At 68.7% G+C, this 17,727-nt stretch carries 15 protein-coding genes; all 15 read left to right on the forward strand.

Annotated elements, in window-relative coordinates; genetic code table 11:
• Window positions 1–343: 343 nt before the first annotated feature.
• The 15 genes from Val02_RS21045 to nuoN all read left to right on the forward strand — a co-directional run bounded on the left by Val02_RS21045 (window position 344) and on the right by nuoN (window position 17,658).
• Window positions 344–1,603, forward strand: a complete 1,260-nt coding sequence (locus Val02_RS21045; RefSeq protein WP_203900832.1) for a geranylgeranyl reductase family protein — start codon at window positions 344–346, stop codon at window positions 1,601–1,603.
• 87 nt (window positions 1,604–1,690) lie between these two features.
• Window positions 1,691–2,056: an NADH-quinone oxidoreductase subunit A gene (locus Val02_RS21050; protein WP_444545999.1), complete on the forward strand. Its 366-nt coding sequence runs from the start codon at window positions 1,691–1,693 to the stop codon at window positions 2,054–2,056.
• Between the two features lie 4 nt (window positions 2,057–2,060).
• Window positions 2,061–2,711, forward strand: a complete 651-nt coding sequence (locus Val02_RS21055) for a NuoB/complex I 20 kDa subunit family protein (RefSeq protein WP_203900833.1) — start codon at window positions 2,061–2,063, stop codon at window positions 2,709–2,711.
• Between the two features lie 148 nt (window positions 2,712–2,859).
• The gene (locus tag Val02_RS21060) at window positions 2,860–3,612 is read left to right on the forward strand and encodes an NADH-quinone oxidoreductase subunit C (RefSeq protein ID WP_203900911.1); all 753 of its coding nucleotides are present in this window, start codon (window positions 2,860–2,862) and stop codon (window positions 3,610–3,612) included.
• A gap of 34 nt (window positions 3,613–3,646) precedes the next feature.
• Window positions 3,647–4,969 carry an NADH-quinone oxidoreductase subunit D gene (locus tag Val02_RS21065; protein WP_203900834.1) on the forward strand — a complete coding sequence of 441 codons (1,323 nt, stop codon included), beginning with the start codon at window positions 3,647–3,649 and terminating at the stop codon, window positions 4,967–4,969.
• Window positions 4,966–5,775, forward strand: a complete 810-nt coding sequence (nuoE, locus tag Val02_RS21070) for an NADH-quinone oxidoreductase subunit NuoE (protein ID WP_203900835.1) — start codon at window positions 4,966–4,968, stop codon at window positions 5,773–5,775. The genes Val02_RS21065 and nuoE overlap by 4 nt, the downstream gene beginning before the upstream one ends.
• Entirely contained in the window at window positions 5,772–7,088 is a 1,317-nt protein-coding gene (gene nuoF / locus Val02_RS21075) for an NADH-quinone oxidoreductase subunit NuoF (protein ID WP_203900836.1), read from the forward strand. The genes nuoE and nuoF overlap by 4 nt, the downstream gene beginning before the upstream one ends.
• Window positions 7,088–9,556 (forward strand): NADH-quinone oxidoreductase subunit G, encoded by a 2,469-nt coding sequence (locus Val02_RS21080; protein WP_203900837.1) that lies wholly within the window; start codon window positions 7,088–7,090, stop codon window positions 9,554–9,556. Before nuoF ends, Val02_RS21080 begins: the two co-directional genes overlap by 1 nt.
• Window positions 9,556–10,890, forward strand: coding sequence for an NADH-quinone oxidoreductase subunit NuoH (gene nuoH, locus Val02_RS21085; protein ID WP_203900838.1), 1,335 nt, complete (start codon window positions 9,556–9,558; stop codon window positions 10,888–10,890). Before Val02_RS21080 ends, nuoH begins: the two co-directional genes overlap by 1 nt.
• A gap of 3 nt (window positions 10,891–10,893) precedes the next feature.
• Entirely contained in the window at window positions 10,894–11,472 is a 579-nt protein-coding gene (gene nuoI, locus Val02_RS21090; protein WP_203900839.1) for an NADH-quinone oxidoreductase subunit NuoI, read from the forward strand.
• Window positions 11,469–12,251 (forward strand): NADH-quinone oxidoreductase subunit J, encoded by a 783-nt coding sequence (locus Val02_RS21095; protein ID WP_203900840.1) that lies wholly within the window; start codon window positions 11,469–11,471, stop codon window positions 12,249–12,251. Before nuoI ends, Val02_RS21095 begins: the two co-directional genes overlap by 4 nt.
• A 19-nt stretch (window positions 12,252–12,270) precedes the next feature.
• Entirely contained in the window at window positions 12,271–12,570 is a 300-nt protein-coding gene (gene nuoK, locus Val02_RS21100) for an NADH-quinone oxidoreductase subunit NuoK (protein WP_203900841.1), read from the forward strand.
• Between the two features lie 9 nt (window positions 12,571–12,579).
• Window positions 12,580–14,481, forward strand: a complete 1,902-nt coding sequence (gene nuoL, locus Val02_RS21105; RefSeq protein ID WP_203900842.1) for an NADH-quinone oxidoreductase subunit L — start codon at window positions 12,580–12,582, stop codon at window positions 14,479–14,481.
• A gap of 100 nt (window positions 14,482–14,581) precedes the next feature.
• On the forward strand, window positions 14,582–16,111 hold the full coding sequence (locus Val02_RS21110; RefSeq protein ID WP_203900843.1) for an NADH-quinone oxidoreductase subunit M: 1,530 nt from the start codon (window positions 14,582–14,584) through the stop codon (window positions 16,109–16,111).
• Window positions 16,108–17,658 carry an NADH-quinone oxidoreductase subunit NuoN gene (gene nuoN, locus Val02_RS21115; protein ID WP_203900844.1) on the forward strand — a complete coding sequence of 517 codons (1,551 nt, stop codon included), beginning with the start codon at window positions 16,108–16,110 and terminating at the stop codon, window positions 17,656–17,658. The genes Val02_RS21110 and nuoN overlap by 4 nt, the downstream gene beginning before the upstream one ends.
• Window positions 17,659–17,727: the final 69 nt, after the last annotated feature.

A 17,727-nucleotide genomic window follows, 5' to 3' on the forward strand; every position in this document is an offset into this window, starting at 1 on the left:
CAGGTGGCGAGGGTTTTCCCCTGCCGCTGTCCACAGATTGTGGATAACTTGCTCGGTTATCCACAGCTCACCGTCGACTGTGGACATCGTGTGGTTACCCCACCGAGGCTGAACTTCGGTCGCCACCCTCCGTCGAGCCCTCTCATGATCGCGACCTTTACGAAAAGGTGAGATCTGCTGACAGTTTCCGTAAAAGGTCGCGATCATCAGTGCCCTCCAGCCGGAGCGGGGCTGGTCGGGGCGGGGTTAGGGCTGCCTAAGAAAGCAGCACTTACCAATCGGTCCTAGACTGACACCCCGGAGCTTGTGAAGACTTTCACGAGCACCGGGGAGGAGGACCGCGATGATCGATGCGGATGTCATCGTCGTCGGTGCCGGACCGGGCGGCTCCACTGCTGCGTACCACATGGCCCAGCACGGACTGTCGGTGCTGGTGTTGGAGAAGACGCAGTTCCCGCGCGAGAAGGTGTGCGGCGACGGGCTGACCCCGCGGGCGGTCAAGGAGCTCATTCGCATGGGCGTCGACACCTCACCCAAGGGCGGCTGGCTGCAGAACAAGGGCCTCCGGGTGATCGGCGGCGGCATGCGGCTGGAGCTCGACTGGCCGGACCTGGCGAGCTTTCCCAACTACGGGCTGACCCGCACCCGGCTGGACTTCGACCAGTTGCTCGCCGACAAGGCCGTCGAGGCGGGCGCCAACCTCCGGACCGGGCACAACGTCACCGGGCCGATTCTCGACGCCTCCGGGCGCGTGGTCGGCGTGACGGCCGTGCACGAGGGGGAGACGAAGGAGTTCCGGGCGCCGGTGGTGCTGGCCGCCGACGGGGTCTCCGCGCGGTTCGCCCTCAACCTCGGTATCAACAAGCGCGAGGACCGTCCCATGGGCGTGGCGGTCCGCCAGTACTTCCACTCGCCGTCCCGCCACGACGACGAGTACCTCGAGTCCTGGTTGGAGCTGCGGAGCAAAGAGGGCGGCGACAACCTTCTCCCGGGTTACGGTTGGATCTTCGGACTCGGGGACGGCCGCATCAACGTCGGGTTGGGGGTGCTCAACAGCAGTGTCGCGTTCGGCAAGACCAACTACCGCCGCATGCTCGGCGACTGGTTGGCCAACACCCCGGACGACTGGGGGCTGAGCGACCCGGCCAACGCCGACGGCGACCCGCAGGGCGCGGCGCTGCCGATGGGGTTCAACCGGGTGCCGCACTACTCCCGCGGCGTACTGCTGGTCGGCGACAGCGGCGGCATGGTCAACCCGTTCAACGGGGAGGGCATCGCCTACGCGATGGAGTCCGGCGCACTGGCGGCCGAGGTGGCCGTTCAGGCGTTGTCCCGTCCGGCCGGTCCGCTCCGGGAGCGGGCGCTCGCGCACTACTCGACCGAGCTCAAGGCGCGCTACGGCGGCTACTACCGGCTCGGGAACATGTTCGTGAAGGTGATCGGGAACCCGCACCTCATGAAGATCGCCACGCAGCACGGCATGCCCCGCCCGATGCTGATGAAGTTCGTCCTCAAACTGCTGGCCAACCTCAGTGAACCGCGCGGTGGCGACGCCATGGACCGCGTGATCAACGCTCTCACCAGGATCGCCCCGGCAGCGTAAAAACGCACCCGCCGGGGCGGCGCCTGAAGTATGCGCTTAGTGTGTCAAGTAAGTAATACGGGTGATTCGGATAGGACGGAGCAGGCAGTGTCGCTGTCCCCGTACATACCCATCGTCGGGTTGTTCGCGCTCGGTGCCGGGTTCGCGCTGTTCTCCGTCGCCATCGCGCCGTTCGTGGGTCCGCGCCGCTACAACCGCGCCAAGCTCGACGCGTACGAATGCGGTATCGAACCGACGCCGCAGCCCATCGGTGGCGGCCGCTTCCCGGTCAAGTTCTACCTGACCGCGATGCTGTTCATTGTTTTCGACATTGAAATCATCTTCCTGTACCCGTGGGCCGTCTCGTTCGAGGCGCTGGGAGTGTTCGGGTTCGTGGAGATGGTGCTGTTCATCATCACCGTGTTCGTCGCCTACGCCTATGTATGGCGGCGCGGCGGGCTGGACTGGGACTAGAGCCATGGGTATCGAAGAGAAACTCCCGAACGGAATCCTGCTCACCACCGTCGAGAAGCTGGTCAACTGGACCCGCAAGTCCAGCTTCTGGCCGGCGACGTTCGGGCTGGCCTGCTGTGCCATCGAGATGATGGCCACCGGTGCCGCCCGCTACGACCTGGCGCGCTTCGGCATGGAGGTCTTCCGGGCCAGCCCCCGCCAGGCCGACCTGATGATCGTGGCGGGCCGGGTGAGCCAGAAGATGGCGCCGGTGCTGCGCCAGATCTACGACCAGATGCCGGACCCGAAGTGGGTGCTCTCGATGGGCGTCTGCGCGTCGAGCGGCGGCATGTTCAACAACTACGCGATCGTGCAGGGCGTCGATCACATCGTTCCCGTCGACATGTACCTCCCGGGCTGCCCGCCGCGGCCGGAGATGCTGATCGACGCGATCCTGCGCCTGCACGACAAGATCATGGACGAGCCGCTCGGTGACAAGCGCCGCAAGGTGCTCGAAGCCCGCGAGCCGGCCGTCGTGCCGGCCGGCTCGATGCCGTCGAGCTTCCGCCACAACAAGGAGCTGCGCGCCGCATGGGAGAAGGCCGCCGCCCAGGGGCGTGAGGAGCAGCTGCGCATCGAGAAGTGGATGGAAACCCAGGCCCGGAGGAACTCGTGAGCGTGTGGACGACGCCGCGGCAGCGGCTGGACCGGAGCGCAGCGGAGGGAAGCCGCTGCCACCGGGCGGCGGCGGCCACTGAGCGGGGTGCACTGTGACGGCGCCGCAGCAGCCCACCGTCAGCGCCGAGGTGCCCGCCCCCGGTGCGGTGAAGGAGACCGAGGGCACCGGCGACAAGGGGGTCGTCCCCCCGGGTTCCACCCCGGTCGCCGCCACCCCGGCCGGTGCCGTCACCGGTGCGCCGGCCGACTTCCCGCCGTCCACCGAGGCGGGCCGCGGCCTGTTCGGGGTGCACGGCACGGGTGACACCTCCGGCTTCGGTGGCCTCGTGCGCCGGCGTTCGGCGCTGGTCAGCTCGCCCAAGCCGTACGGCGGCTACTTCGACGAGGTGGTCGACGCGCTGGAGGAGGCGTACCCGCAGTTCGGCGAGGCGATCGAACGGGTCGTCGTGGACCGCGGCGAGCTGACCCTGCACATCAAGCCGGAGCGGATCGCCGAGGTCTGCCAGGCGATGCGGGACGACCCGGCCCTGCGCTTCGAGCTGTGTTCGTCGGTCTCCGGGGTGGACTACCTGGGACACGACGACCGGCGGCTGCACGTCACCTACCACCTGACCTCGATGACGTTCCGCCGGCGGGTCCGGCTGGAGTCGGCGGTCAGCCCGGAGGAGCCGCACCTGCCCAGCGTGACGAAGGTGTACCCGACCGCCGACTGGCAGGAGCGGGAGACCTACGACATGTTCGGGATCATCTTCGACGGCCACCCCGCACTCACCCGGATCCTGATGCCGGACGACTGGGAGGGCCACCCGCAGCGCAAGGACTACCCGCTCGGCGGCGTGCCGGTCGAGTACAAGGGCGCTGAGATCCCACCGCCGGACCAGCGGAGGTCGTACCAATGAGCGAGTGGACGCAGGCCACTGAGCGGGGAACACCATGAGCACCGAAACCGACTACGCCGAATCCCGCGAGACGACCGAGGGGCGGGTCTTCACCGTCACCGGCGGCGACTGGCAGTCCGTGGTCGACGAGGCCGGGGCCGAGGAACGCATCGTCGTCAACATGGGCCCGCAGCACCCGTCGACGCACGGCGTGCTCCGCCTCGTTCTCGAACTCGAGGGTGAGACGGTCACCGACGCCCGCACCGTCATCGGATACCTGCACACCGGCATCGAGAAGAACCTCGAGTACCGGAACTGGACGCAGGGCACCACGTTCGTGACGCGCATGGACTACCTGGCGCCGATGTTCAACGAGACGGCCTACTGCCTCGCGGTGGAGAAGCTGCTCGGCATCGAGGATCAGATCCCGGCGCGCACCAACACGATCCGCGTGCTGATGATGGAGCTCAACCGCATCTCCTCGCACCTGGTGTGGCTCGCCACCACGGGCATGGAGCTGGGCGCGCTGTCGATGATGATCTACGGCTTCCGGGAGCGGGAGTTCATCCTCGACATCTTCGAACTCGCCTCCGGGCTGCGCATGAACCACGCGTACATCCGGCCGGGCGGCCTCGCCCAGGATCTGCCGGACGCGGCGGTCGACAAGATCAAGCAGCTGCTCGACTTCATGCCCGGCCTCGTGGACATGTACGAGCGGCTGCTGTCCGGCAACCCGATCTGGCAGTCGCGCACCCAGGGCGTGGCGATGCTGGACGTGGCGGGCTGCCTCGCGCTGGGCGTCACCGGGCCGGTGCTGCGCTCGGCCGGCCTCGCGTGGGACCTTCGCAAGACGATGCCGTACTGCGGGTACGAGACGTACGAGTTCGACGTTCCCACGAGTAAGGACGCGGACGTCTGGGGCCGGTACCAGGTCCGGCTCAACGAGATCCGGGAGAGCCTGAAGATCATCAAGCAGGCGCTCGACCGGCTCGAGCCCGGCCCGATCATGGTCGGCGACCGCAAGATCGCCTGGCCGGCGCAGCTCGCGCTCGGCACCGACGGCCTGGGCAACTCCCTCGAACACGTCGCGCACATCATGGGCCAGTCCATGGAGGCCCTGATCCACCACTTCAAGCTGGTCACCGAGGGCTTCCGGGTGCCGGCCGGCCAGGTGTACGTGGGCATCGAGGCCCCGCGCGGCGAACTGGGCGTGCACGCCGTCTCCGACGGTGGGACCCGGCCCTACCGGGTGCACTACCGCGAACCCAGCTTTGTGAACCTCCAGTGCATTCCGGCGATGGCCGAAGGTGGCCTCCTCGCCGACGTGATTGCCGGCGGTGCCTCCCTCGACCCCGTGATGGGCGGTTGCGACCGATGACGTCAGTTCAGAACCATCCGCTGCTGGACCCCGCCCTGCGGGAGAGCGCGCTGGAGATCATCGCGCGCTACCCCGAGGGGAAGCAGCGTTCCGCCCTGCTGCCGATGCTGCATCTGGTGCAGTCGGCGGAGGGTTACGTGACCCCGCACGGCGTGGCGTTCTGCGCCGAGCTGCTCGGCATCACCAAGGCCGAGGTGAGCGCGGTCGCGACGTTCTACACGATGTACAAGCGCCGGCCGACCGGCGACTGGCTCGTGAGCGTGTGCACCAACACGATGTGCGGCGTGTCGGGCGGAGACAAGATCTTCGACACGCTCAAGGAGTACCTGGGCGTCGGGCACAACCAGACCACGCCCGAGGGCGACATCACGCTGGAGCACGCCGAGTGCCTCGCCGCCTGCGACTACGCGCCGGTGGTGACGGTCAACTACGAGTTCTACGACGAGATGGACGCCGACAAGACCATGTCGCTGGTCAAGGCGTTGCAGAACGGCGAACGGCCGCAGCCCAGCCGGGGCGCGCGGCTGTGCACGTTCAAGGAGCTGTCCCGCCAGCTGGCCGGGTTCTCCGAGGAGCGCGACGGCGTCATGGGCGACGGCCCCGCCGGCGCGCCGACCCTCGCCGGCAACCGGGTCGCCGAGCAGTACGGCATCTCGGTCCCGGGCTTCGACCCGGACACCCCGATCGGCAGCCGTGAGCAGAAGCCGGCAGAGAAGCCGGCGAGCGCGCCGAAGGCCGCGTCGGACAGCAAGCCGGCCGGCGACGGCCCGGTCGTCCAGGACCCGAAGGGAGCGAAGAACGCATGACCACTCCCTCCAAGGAGGCGCTGGCCAAGATCGCGCCGGTGCTCACCAAGCGCTGGCTGTCGCCGGACGCCTGGAAGCTCAGCGTGTACGAGCGCCTCGACGGGTACACCGGCCTGAAGAAGGCGCTGAAGGCGCACCCGGACGACCTGATCCAGCTGATCAAGGACTCCGGCCTGCGCGGCCGTGGCGGCGCCGGCTTCCCCACCGGCATGAAGTGGGGCTTCATCCCGCAGAACGACGGCAAGCCGCACTACCTCGTGGTCAACGCCGACGAGGGTGAGCCCGGCACCTGCCAGGACCTGCCGCTGATGATGGCCGACCCGCACTCCCTCATCGAGGGCGTGATCATCGCCAGCTACGCCATCCGCGCCAACTTCGCCGCGATCTACATCCGCGGCGAGGCGATCCACGCGGCGCGCCGGCTCCGGCAGGCGGTCGACGACGCGCGGGCCCGCGGCTACCTGGGTCGCAACATCCTCGGCTCCGGGTTCGACCTGGACGTGGTGGTGCACAGCGGCGCCGGCGCCTACATCTGCGGCGAGGAGACGGCGCTGCTCGACTCGCTGGAGGGCTACCGGGGCCAGCCACGGCTGCGGCCTCCGTTCCCGGCGACGCACGGCCTCTACAACAGCCCGACCGTGGTGAACAACGTCGAGACCATCGCCACCGTGCCGTACATCGTGCTCGGCGGGTCGGCGTGGTTCCGCACGATGGGGACCGAGAAGTCGCCCGGCACGAAGATCTTCTCCGTATCGGGCCGGGTGGTGCAGCCGGGCCAGTACGAGTGCGGGCTCGGGGTCACCCTCCGGCAGCTGATCGAGCTGTGCGGCGGCATGAAGCCCGGGCACAACCTGCGGTTCTGGACGCCGGGTGGCTCCAGCACGCCGCTGCTGACCGACGAGCACCTCGACGCCCCGCTCGACTTCGAGGGGATGATGGGCGTCGGCACCATGCTCGGCACGGCCGCGGTGCAGATCTTCTCCGACCAGGACTGCCCGGTGTACGCGACGTACCGGTGGATCGAGTTCTACCACCACGAGTCGTGCGGCAAGTGCACTCCCTGCCGCGAGGGCAACTACTGGATGAAGGGCATCCTGCGCCGGATCCTGTCGGGCCAGGGCACCCACGCCGACCTCGACACCCTGCTCGACGCGTGCGACAACCTGCTCGGGCGTTCGTTCTGCGCCCTGGGCGACGGCGCGACCAGCCCGGTGACGTCGTCGATCAAGTACTTCAAGCAGGACTACCTGGACTACATCGAGGGTCGCAAGGCGCCGATGTTCTCGCCCGGTGAGCTGGTAGGGGCGCACTGATGACGGAAGTTGCGAAGAAGGTCGACACGGTCAAGCTCACCATCGACGGCATCGAGGTCGAGGCCGCCAAGGGCGAGCTGGTGATCCGGGTCGCGGAACGGATCGGGATCGCCATCCCGCGCTTCTGCGACCACCCGCTGCTGGACCCGGCGGGTGCCTGCCGGCAGTGTCTGGTCGACATCGAGGGCCAGCGCAAGCCGTCCGCCGCCTGCACCCAGACCGTCGCCGACGGGATGGTGGTGCGCACCCAGCTGACCAGCGAGGTGGCGAAGAAGGCGCAGGAGGGCATTCTCGAGTTCCTCCTGATCAATCACCCGCTCGACTGCCCCATGTGCGACAAGGGTGGCGAGTGCCCGCTGCAGAACCAGGCGCTGAGCAACGGCCGCGAGGAATCCCGGTTCCACGAGCACAAGCGCGAGTACACCAAGCCGGTGCCCATTTCCTCCCAGGTGCTGCTCGACCGCGAGCGGTGCGTGCTGTGCCAGCGGTGCACCCGCTTCTCCGACGAGATCGCCGGGGACAAGTTCATCGACCTGATGGAACGCGGCGCCGACGAGCAGATCGGCGTGTTCAGCGGCCGCCTCGACGTCGACCCCGCGGAGGTCGTCGGCGAGACCGGGCTGGAGGGCGCGATCGACGCCAACCTGCTCGACGCGCCGTTCAACTCCTACTTCTCGGGCAACACGGTGCAGATCTGCCCGGTCGGCGCGCTCACCGGCGCGCAGTACCGGTTCCGGGCGCGGCCGTTCGACCTGGTCTCCTCGCCCAGCACGTGTGAGCACTGCGCGGCCGGCTGCTCGATGCGGACCGACCACCGGCGGGGCAAGGTCATGCGGCGGCTCGCCGGCGACGACCCGCAGGTCAACGAGGAGTGGAACTGCGACAAGGGGCGCTGGGCGTTCCAGTACGCGACGGCGTTCGACCGGATCACCGAGCCGATGGTGCGCGACCCCAAGAGCGGCGAGCTGCGCAAGGCGAGCTGGCCCGAGGCGCTGAACGCCGCCGCGGAGGGGCTGCTCAAGGCCCGCACCGAGGGTGGCGTCGGCGTGCTGACCGGCGGCCGGCTGACCGTCGAGGACGCCTACGCGTACGCGAAGTTCGCCCGCGTGGTGCTCGGCACCAACGACATCGACTTCCGCTCGCGGCCGCTGTCCCAGGAGGAGACCGACTTCCTGACCTCGGTCGCCGGGAAGTTCCAGGTCACCTACTCCGACATCGAGGCCGCGCCGGACGTCGTTCTGGTCGGGCTGGAGGCGGAGGAGGAGTGCCCGATCCTCTTCCTGCGGCTGCGCAAGGCCGCCAACAAGCGGGGCACGCGGGTCACGTCGATCGCGCCGTTCGTCACGCGAGGGCTGGAGAAGGTGGCCGGCACGCTGGTCCCGACCGTCCCCGGTGCGGAGGCCACGGCCCTCGCCGAGTCCGCCGAGGTCCGGGCCGCGCTCAGCAAGCCGGGTGCGCTGCTTTTCGTGGGGGAACGCCTCGCGGAGACGCCCGGCGGTCTCTCGGCCGCGGCGCGGCTGGCCGCCGAGACCGGTGCCCGGCTGGCCTGGGTGCCGCGGCGGGCCGGTGACCGGGGTGCCGTCGAAGCGGGCTGCCTGCCGACGCTGCTGCCGGGTGGGCGTTCGCTGGTCGAACCGGCCGCTCGCGGCGAGATCGGTGCGGCGTGGGGCCTTGAGGTCGGTGACCTGTCCGAGCGGCCGGGTCGCGACACCCTGCAGATCCTCGACGCCGCCCGCACCGGTGCGCTGAAGGGCCTGGTCGTCGCCGGCGTCGACCCGCACGACCTGCCCGATCCGGCCGCCGCCGAGGAGGCGCTGGAGAAGGTCGGCTTCCTGGTCAGCCTCGAACTGCGGCTGTCGGCCGTGTCGCGGCGGGCCGACGTGGTGCTGCCCGTCGCCCCGGCCGTCGAGAAGTCCGGCTCGTACCTCGACTGGGAGGGCCGGGTCCGGCCGTTCGACGCGGTGCTGCGCAGCGCCGCGATGACCGACGCGCGCGTGCTCGACGCCCTGGCCCGACAGCTGGGCTACCAGCTCGGGACGGCCGACACTCTCGCCGTTCTCAAGCAGATCGGAGAACTGGGCGAGACCCGGGCGCCCCGCGCGGCCGCGCCCACGGTGGACGCCGAACGGGTGGCCGAGCCCGGCACGGGCGAGGCGGTGCTCTCGACCTGGCACCAGCTCATCGACCTCGGCGCGCTCCAGGACGGCGACGAGTACCTCGCCGGCACGGCCCGGCCGCCGGTGGCCCGGATCAGCAAGGCCACGGCCGCGGCACTCGGTGTCGCGGACGGCGAGCCGCTGAACGTGTCGACCGAGCGCGGGCGGGTAACGCTGCCGGCGGCGGTCGTCGACGTGATGGCCCCCGGCGTGGTGTGGCTGCCGACGAACTCGCCGGGCTCCACGGTGCGACGCACGCTCGGCGTGTCGTCGGGTGCGACGGTGCGGATCTCCGCAGGAGGTACGTCCTGATGGACGACAAGCTGACCCAGTTCGGGCAGGACGTCTGGTGGCTGGTGCTCGCCAAGGTCCTGCTGGTCTTCGTGTTCCTGGTCCTGATGACGCTCTTCGCGATCTGGTACGAGCGGCGGGTCGTGGCCCGCATGCAGGTGCGCCCCGGACCCAACCGGGTCGGGCCGGCGGGTCTGCTCCAGTCGCTCGCCGACGGGCTGAAGCTGGCGTTCAAGGAAGACATCATGCCGAAGATGGCCGACAAGGCCGTCTTCTTCATCGCTCCGGTGATCTCCACGACGTGCGCGTTCACGGCGTTCGCGGTGATCCCGTTCGGGCCGACGGTGTCGGTGTTCGGCGAGAAGACGCCGATCCAGCTCACCGACGTGCCGGTGGCCGTTCTGCTGGTGCTGGCCTGCTCCTCGATGGGCATCTACGGGATCGTGCTGGGCGGCTGGGCCTCCGGTTCGACCTATCCGCTGCTCGGCGGCCTGCGCTCCAGCGCTCAGATGATCTCGTACGAGGTCGCGATGGGGCTCTCCATCGTGGCCGTGTTCATGACCGCCGGCACCATGTCGACCTCGCAGATCGTCGACGCGCAGAAGGACACGCAGACGCTCACGCTCGGCGGGTTCGACCTGACGGTGCCGGGCTGGTACGCGTTCCTGCTCATCCCGAGCTTCCTGATCTACGCGATCGCCGCGGTCGGGGAGACCAACCGGGCGCCGTTCGACCTGCCCGAGGCCGAGTCCGAACTGGTCGGCGGTTTCCACACCGAGTACTCGTCGCTGAAGTTCGCGCTGTTCTTCCTGGCCGAGTACATCAACATGGTGACCGTGTCGGGTCTGGCCACGACGCTGTTCCTCGGCGGCTGGCGGGCACCGTGGCCGATCAGCCTCTGGGACGGCGCCAACCAGGGTTGGTGGCCGCTGCTCTGGTTCACGATCAAGGTGCTGCTGCTCCTGTTCGTGTTCGTGTGGCTGCGGGGCACGCTGCCGCGGCTGCGCTACGACCAGTTCATGCGCTTCGGTTGGAAGGTGCTGATCCCGCTCAGCCTGCTGTGGATCCTGACCCTCGCCGGGATCCGCGTGGTGCAGGGCTCCGACCTGACCGTTCAGGCCCGGCTCGCCGTCGTCGGCGGTCCGATCCTGGTCGCGCTGGCCATCTGGATGTTCTGGCCGGACAAGCGCAAGGCCATCGAGGACCCGGGCGTGCACGGCGTCGACGCCGCCGGCCGGATCGGTGGCACCGAGGGCTTCCCGGTCCCGCCGCTCAACCTGGAGGTCCCGGTCTCCCCACGTGCGCAGCGCGTGCTGGGTGAACGGGAGACCGTCTCCACCAGTAAGGAGTCCTGAACCGTGGGCCAGTTCATCGGCACCCTCAAGGGCTTCGGTGTCACCTTCTCGCACATGTTCAAGAAGGTCGTCACCGAGGAGTACCCGGAGAAGCGGGTGCCGCTCGCGCCGCGATACCACGGCCGGCACATCCTCAACCGTCACCCCGACGGCCTGGAGAAGTGCATCGGCTGCGAACTGTGCGCGTGGGCCTGCCCGGCCGACGCGATCTACGTAGAGGGTGCCGACAACACCGACGAGGAGCGCTACTCCCCGGGTGAGCGGTACGCCTCGACCTACCAGATCAACTACGCCCGCTGCATCTTCTGCGGGCTGTGCATCGAGGCCTGCCCGACCCGTTCGCTCACCATGAGCAACGAGTACGAACTGGCCCGCGACAGCCGCCAGGACCTGATCTTCACCAAGGAACAGCTCCTCGCGCCGCTGCTTTCGGGCATGGAGCAGCCGCCGCACGCGATGTACCTCGGCGACAGCGAGAAGGACTACTACCTCAGCGGTCCGACGAACCCCGGCTCCTCGGCCGGCGCCGAGAAGAACCCCGCGCACCGGATCGCCGACCGGGACGGGAAGGTCGCGCAATGAACGGGCTCGTGACCCTCGCGGCCGCGGCCGGCGAGGTGAAGGGCGGCGAGGCGGCCACCTTCTACCTGCTCGCGCCGATCGCCGTCATCTGCGCGATCGGCATGGTGTGGGCCAGGAACGCCGTGCACTCCGCGCTCTTCCTGGTCGTCACGATGCTCTGCCTGGGCGTGTTCTACGTGCTCCAGGCCGGGCCGTTCATCGGCATGGTGCAGATCATCGTCTACACCGGCGCGATCATGATGCTCTTCCTGTTCGTGCTGATGCTGGTGGGCCGCGACGCCTCGGACTCGCTGATCGAGACGCTGCGCGGGCAGCGGATGACGGCGGTGCTGCTCGGGCTCGGGTTCGCCGGGCTGGTGGCCACCGGCCTGTACCGCGCACTGGGGAACCTCGACTCGGTGGGGCTGACCCAGGCCAACTCCGTCCACGGCGGCAACGTTCCGGGGATCGCCGCGCTGCTGTTCACCAAGTACGTCTTCGCGTTCGAGGTGACGTCCGCGCTGCTGATCACCGCGGCGGTCGGCGCGATGATCCTGGCGCACATCGAGAAGCGGCCGGATCAGAAGATCGCGCAGCCGGAGCGGATGCGGGCGCGGTTCGCGCCGGACAACTACCCCGGCCCGAAGCCCGGCCCCGGTGTGTTCGCCAACTCGACCTCGGTCGCCACGCCGGCGGTGCTGCCGGACGGAACGCAGTCCGAGCGCAGCATGTCCAAGATCCTGCCGCAGCGCGAGCTCACCGCCGCCGAGGCCGCACCGAAGGGGACGGAGCACCAATGAGCGCTGAGCGGGGTGCACTGTGAGCCCTACGTACTACATCGTGCTGGCCTCGATCCTGTTCACGATCGGGGCGGTCGGGGTGCTGATCCGGCGCAACGCCATCGTGCTGTTCATGTGCGTGGAGCTGATGCTCAACGCCGCCAACCTGGCGCTCGTCACGTTCAGCCGGGTGCACGGCAACCTCGACGGCCAGATCATGGCGTTCTTCGTGATGGTGGTCGCGGCGGCCGAGGTCGTCGTCGGGCTCGCGATCATCATGGTGATCTTCCGTACCCGGCGCTCCGCCAGCGTCGACGACGCCAACCTGTTGAAGTACTGAGAGGCACTCGTGGAAATCGAGTTCGCCGCAGCCGAAGGCTGGCTGCACAACGTCTGGCTGCTGATCGCCGTACCCCTGGTCAGCGCCGCGATCCTGCTGCTCCTGGGCAAGCGGGCCGACAAGTGGGGGCACTGGCTCGGAGCGGGCAGCGTCGGTGTGACGTTCGTGCTCGCGTTGACGTTCTTCTTCCAGCTGCGGGGGATGGACGAACGCGAGGGCGTCGAACTGTCGCTGTTCGAGTACCTGCCGGTCGCCGGGCTGAAGGTCGACTTCGGGCTGCTCTACGACCCGTTGGCCGCGATCTTCACGCTGCTGATCACCGGCGTGGGCTTCCTGATCCACGTGTACGCCGTGGGCTACATGTCCCACGACCCGGGTCGGCGACGGTTCTTCGGCTTCTTCAACCTGTTCGTCGCCGCGATGCTGCTGCTGGTCCTCGGCAACAACTTCGTGATGCTGTACATCGGCTGGGAGGGCGTGGGTCTCGCCTCCTACCTGCTGATCTCGTTCTACTTCGACCGGCCCGCCGCGGCGACCGCCGGCAAGAAGGCGTTCCTGATCAACCGCGTCGGTGACGCCGGGTTCGCGATCGCGATCTTCCTGATGTTCGCGACGCTCGGGACGACGCAGTACGACGAGGTGTTCAACGGGGTCGGCCAGTTGACCGGCGCCACGGTGACGGCCATGGGCCTGCTGCTGCTCCTCGGCGCGTGCGGCAAGTCCGGCCAGTTCCCCCTGCACACCTGGCTGCCCGACGCGATGGAGGGCCCGACGCCGGTCTCGGCCCTCATCCACGCGGCCACGATGGTCACCGCGGGCGTCTACCTGATCGCCCGGTCGCACCCGGTCTTCGACGCCTCGGAGACCGCGCAGGCGGTCGTCGTCACGATCGGCGCGATCACCCTGCTGATCGGCTGCATCATCGGCTGCGCCAAGGACGACATCAAGCGGGTGCTCGCCTACTCGACGGTGTCGCAGATCGGGTACATGTTCCTGGCCGTGGGCCTGGGCGGGGCGGCGTACGCGCTCGGCCTGATCCACCTGCTGGCGCACGGCTTCTTCAAGGCGGGACTCTTCCTCGGGGCCGGTTCGGTCATGCACGGGATGCAGGACCAGACCGACATCCGGCGCTTCGGCGGACTGGCCAAGCACATGCGGATCACGTGGATCACGTTCCTGCTCGGCTACCTGGCGATCATCGGGCTGCCGCCGCTGTCGGGCTTCTTCAGCAAGGACCCGATCATTCACTCGGCGTTCGAACGCCACGGGTGGAGCGGCTGGGTGCTCGGCTCGGTCGCGCTGATCGGTGCCGGGCTGACGGCCTTCTACATGACGCGGCTGTACGTGCTGACGTTCCACGGCAAGCCGCGCTGGACCGAGGGGCAGCACCCGCACGAGTCGCCGCCGGTGATGACGATCCCGCTGATCCTGCTGGCGGTCGGTTCGGTCGCGGCCGGTGGGCTCATGGCCACGAGCGTCCCCGGCTGGCTCGAACCGGTCCTGGGTGAGCACGAGGAGCACCACGCCCGCCTGAGCGAGTGGACCGTGACCGCGATGACCATGGCCGTCGTGATCCTCGGTGCGGGCCTCGGGTTCGCGCTGTTCCGGCGCGGCACGGCCCTGCAGGAGCAGCCCGCCGGTCCGCTGGTGACGGCCGCCCGTCGCAACCTCTACTTCGACACCCTCAACGAGGTCGTGTTCGAACTCCCGGGCAAGCTGCTGACCCGGGCGCTGGTGTTCCTCGACAACCGGGGCATCGACGGCGTGGTCAACGGGCTGGCGGCCACGGTCGGCGGTGGCTCCGGCCGGCTGCGTCGGGCCCAGACCGGCTTCGTCCGCTCCTACGCCCTGTCGATCCTCGGAGGTGCGGTCCTCGTGGTCGCGGCAATGATGGCGGTGACCCTCTCATGAGCGCGTATCGGGACGGCGCGGTGCCGTCTGGACTGAGGAACGAAGTGACGAGGGAAGACGGCACCGAGAGCGCCGGCACGATCTTGCGCGGGGGGAATCGATGAAGGACTTCCCGTTCCTGAGCGTGCTCGTCGCGGCGCCGCTGGTCGGGGCGATCGTGGTGGCGCTGCTGCCGAAGTCGAAGGCGGCGCTGGCCAAGCAGGTGGCGCTGGTCTGGTCGCTGGCGGTGCTCGGCCTGACGATCGTCATGTGGACGGCGTTCAAGGCCGACGGCGACCGGTTCCAGTTCCGTGAGTCGTACGTCTGGATCAAGGCGTGGGACGCCCGGATCACGTTCGAGGCCGACGGCATCGCGCTGGTGATGCTGGCGCTGATCGCCTTCCTGGTGCCGCTGGTCATCCTGGCCTCGTGGCACGACGCGGAGCGCAGCAGCCGTTCGGTGCCGACCTACTTCGCCCTGCTGCTGACCCTCGAGACCACGATGCTCGGCGTCTTCGCCGCCGCCGACATCTTCCTGTTCTACGTGTTCTTCGAGGTCATGCTCGTCCCGATGTACTTCCTCATCGGCTCCTACGGTGCCGGCCAGCGGCAGTACGCGGCGGTGAAGTTCTTCCTCTACTCCCTGGTCGGCGGCCTCTTCATGCTGGCCGCGGTCGTGGGGCTGTGGGTGCTCGGCGGGCACACGTTCGACTGGCACGAACTACAGAAGGCGGACTTCTCCACCGGGGCCGAACGCTGGCTCTTCCTCGGCTTCTTCCTCGCGTTCGCGATCAAGGCACCGTTCTTCCCGTTCCACACCTGGCTGCCGGACGCGGGTTCGGCCGCCCCGGCCGGTGCGGCGGCGTTGCTCGTCGGCGTGCTGGACAAGGTCGGGACGTTCGGCATCCTGCGCTACTGCCTGCCGCTGTTCCCCAACGCGTCGAAGTACTTCGCGCCGCTGGGGCTCGCGCTGGCGCTGATCGGCATCGTGTACGGCGCACTGCTGGCCATCGGCCAGAACGACCTGAAACGGCTGGTCGCCTACACCTCGATCGCGCACTTCGGGTTCATCGGCATCGGCATCTTCGCGTTCACCACGCAGGCCGGTTCCGGGTCGGTGCTCTACATGGTCAACCACGGGCTCGCGACCGGGCTGCTCTTCCTGGTGGTGGGCATGTTCGTCAGCCGGCGCGGCAGCGCGATGGTGGGCGACTTCGGCGGCGCGGGCAAGCTCGTCCCGGTGCTCGCCGGCGTCTTCTTCATCGCCGGCATGGCGTCGCTGGCACTGCCCGGCACGTCGCCGTTCGTCTCCGAGTTCCTGGTGCTGCTGGGCGTCTTCACGGTGAACAAGACCGTGGCGGTGATCGCCACGCTCGGCATCATCCTCGCGGCGGCCTACGTGCTGTGGATGATCCAGCGCACCACGCAGGGCGAGCTGAACCCGGCCCTCACCAAGCTGGAGTCGATGCGCAAGGACCTGTCGCTGCGCGAGACCGTGGTGGTGGCCCCGCTCGTGGTGCTGATCCTGGTGCTCGGCGTGTACCCGAAGCCGGTTCTCGACGTGATCAACCCGGCGGTGTCGGCAACCCTGGAAGACATCGGCAAGAAGGACCCCGCACCTACAGCGGTCGAGCGTGAGGCGGCCAAATGACAACCGACATCGCGGCTGAGACTCTCAAGCTGCCGTCTCTCGACTACGCGGCCCTCGCGCCGATGCTGATCCTCTTCGGAGTCGGCTGCGTGGGCGTGCTGGTCGAGGCGATCGCGCCGAAGAAGGCGCGGTTCCCCGTGCAGCTGGTGCTCGCGGTGCTCGGCATCGCCGCCTCGCTGACGGCGATCGTCCTCGCCGCCGGCACGGAGAAGGTCACCGCCGCCGGCGCGGTCGCCGTCGACGGTCCGGGGCTCTTCCTCCAGGGCTCGATCGCGGTCCTCGGCCTGGTCGCGCTGCTGCTCATTTCGGAGCGTTCGTTGGAACGGGGTGGGGCTTTCGTGGCCCAGGCCGCCGTGACGGCCAACAGCGAGGCCGACCGGGACCAGGCGACGCGCGGCTCCGGCGCGACCGAGGTGTACCCGCTGATCATCTTCAGCCTCGGCGGCATGATGCTCTTCGCCGCCGCGAACGACCTGCTGACGATGTTCGTGGCGCTGGAGGTCTTCTCCCTGCCGCTGTACCTGCTGTGCGCGATGGCCCGCCGCCGGCGGCTGCTGTCGCAGGAGGCGGCGCTCAAGTACTTCCTGCTCGGGGCGTTCGCGTCGGCGTTCTTCCTGTTCGGCATCGCGCTGGTGTACGGCTACGCGGGCCGGGTCGACTTCGCCGGCATCCACGCCGCCGTGCTCGACTCCCCGAACGACATCGCCCTGCTGTACATCGGCCTCGCGATGGTGGCGATCGGCCTGCTGTTCAAGGCCGCGCTGGCGCCGTTCCACGTGTGGACGCCGGACGTCTACCAGGGCGCCCCGACGCCGGTGACCGCCCTGATGGCGGCGTGCACCAAGGTGGCGGCGTTCGGTGGGCTGCTGCGCGTGCTGTACGTCGCGTTCGAACGTTCGCAGTGGGACTACCGGCCGGTGCTCGGTGCCATCGCGGTGCTGACGATGCTGGTGGGTGCCGTTCTGGCGGTCACGCAGACCGACATCAAGCGGCTGCTGGCGTACTCGTCGATCGCGAATGCGGGCTACGTGCTGGTCGGCGTGCTGGCCATCAGCAAGGCCGGGCTGGCCAGTTCGCTGTTCTACCTGGTGGCGTACGGGTTCTCGGTGCTGGCGGCGTTCGGCATCGTGACGCTGGTGCGCGACGCCGACGGTGAGGCCACGCACCTGTCCCGCTGGGCCGGGCTGGGTCGGCGTTCGCCGCTGTACGCGACGCTGTTCACGTTCCTGCTGCTGGCGTTCGCGGGTATTCCGCTGACGTCGGGGTTCACCGCCAAGTTCGGGGTGTTCGCGGCGGCCATCGAGGCGGATCAGACCTGGCTGGTGATCGCGGGTGTGATCACGAGCGCGATCATCGCGTTCCCGTACCTGCGGGTCGTCGTGATGATGTGGCTGTCGGAACCGGGTGAGTCGACGCCGGCGGTGTCGCTGCCGGGTGCGCTGACGGCCGCGGCGGTGACGATCGGGGCGGCGGCCACGCTGCTGCTCGGAATCGTGCCGCAGCCGCTGCTCGACATGACCGAGAATGCGGCGCATTTTGTAAGGTAGTCAGATGGCTTTCCACGGCCCGCCGGCAGAAATACCTGCTGGCGGGCCTTTTCTTTTAGATCATGAATA

Origin of the sequence: Virgisporangium aliadipatigenens (genome assembly GCF_016863615.1) — a bacterium.
In the GTDB taxonomy this organism is placed as follows: domain Bacteria; phylum Actinomycetota; class Actinomycetes; order Mycobacteriales; family Micromonosporaceae; genus Virgisporangium; species Virgisporangium aliadipatigenens.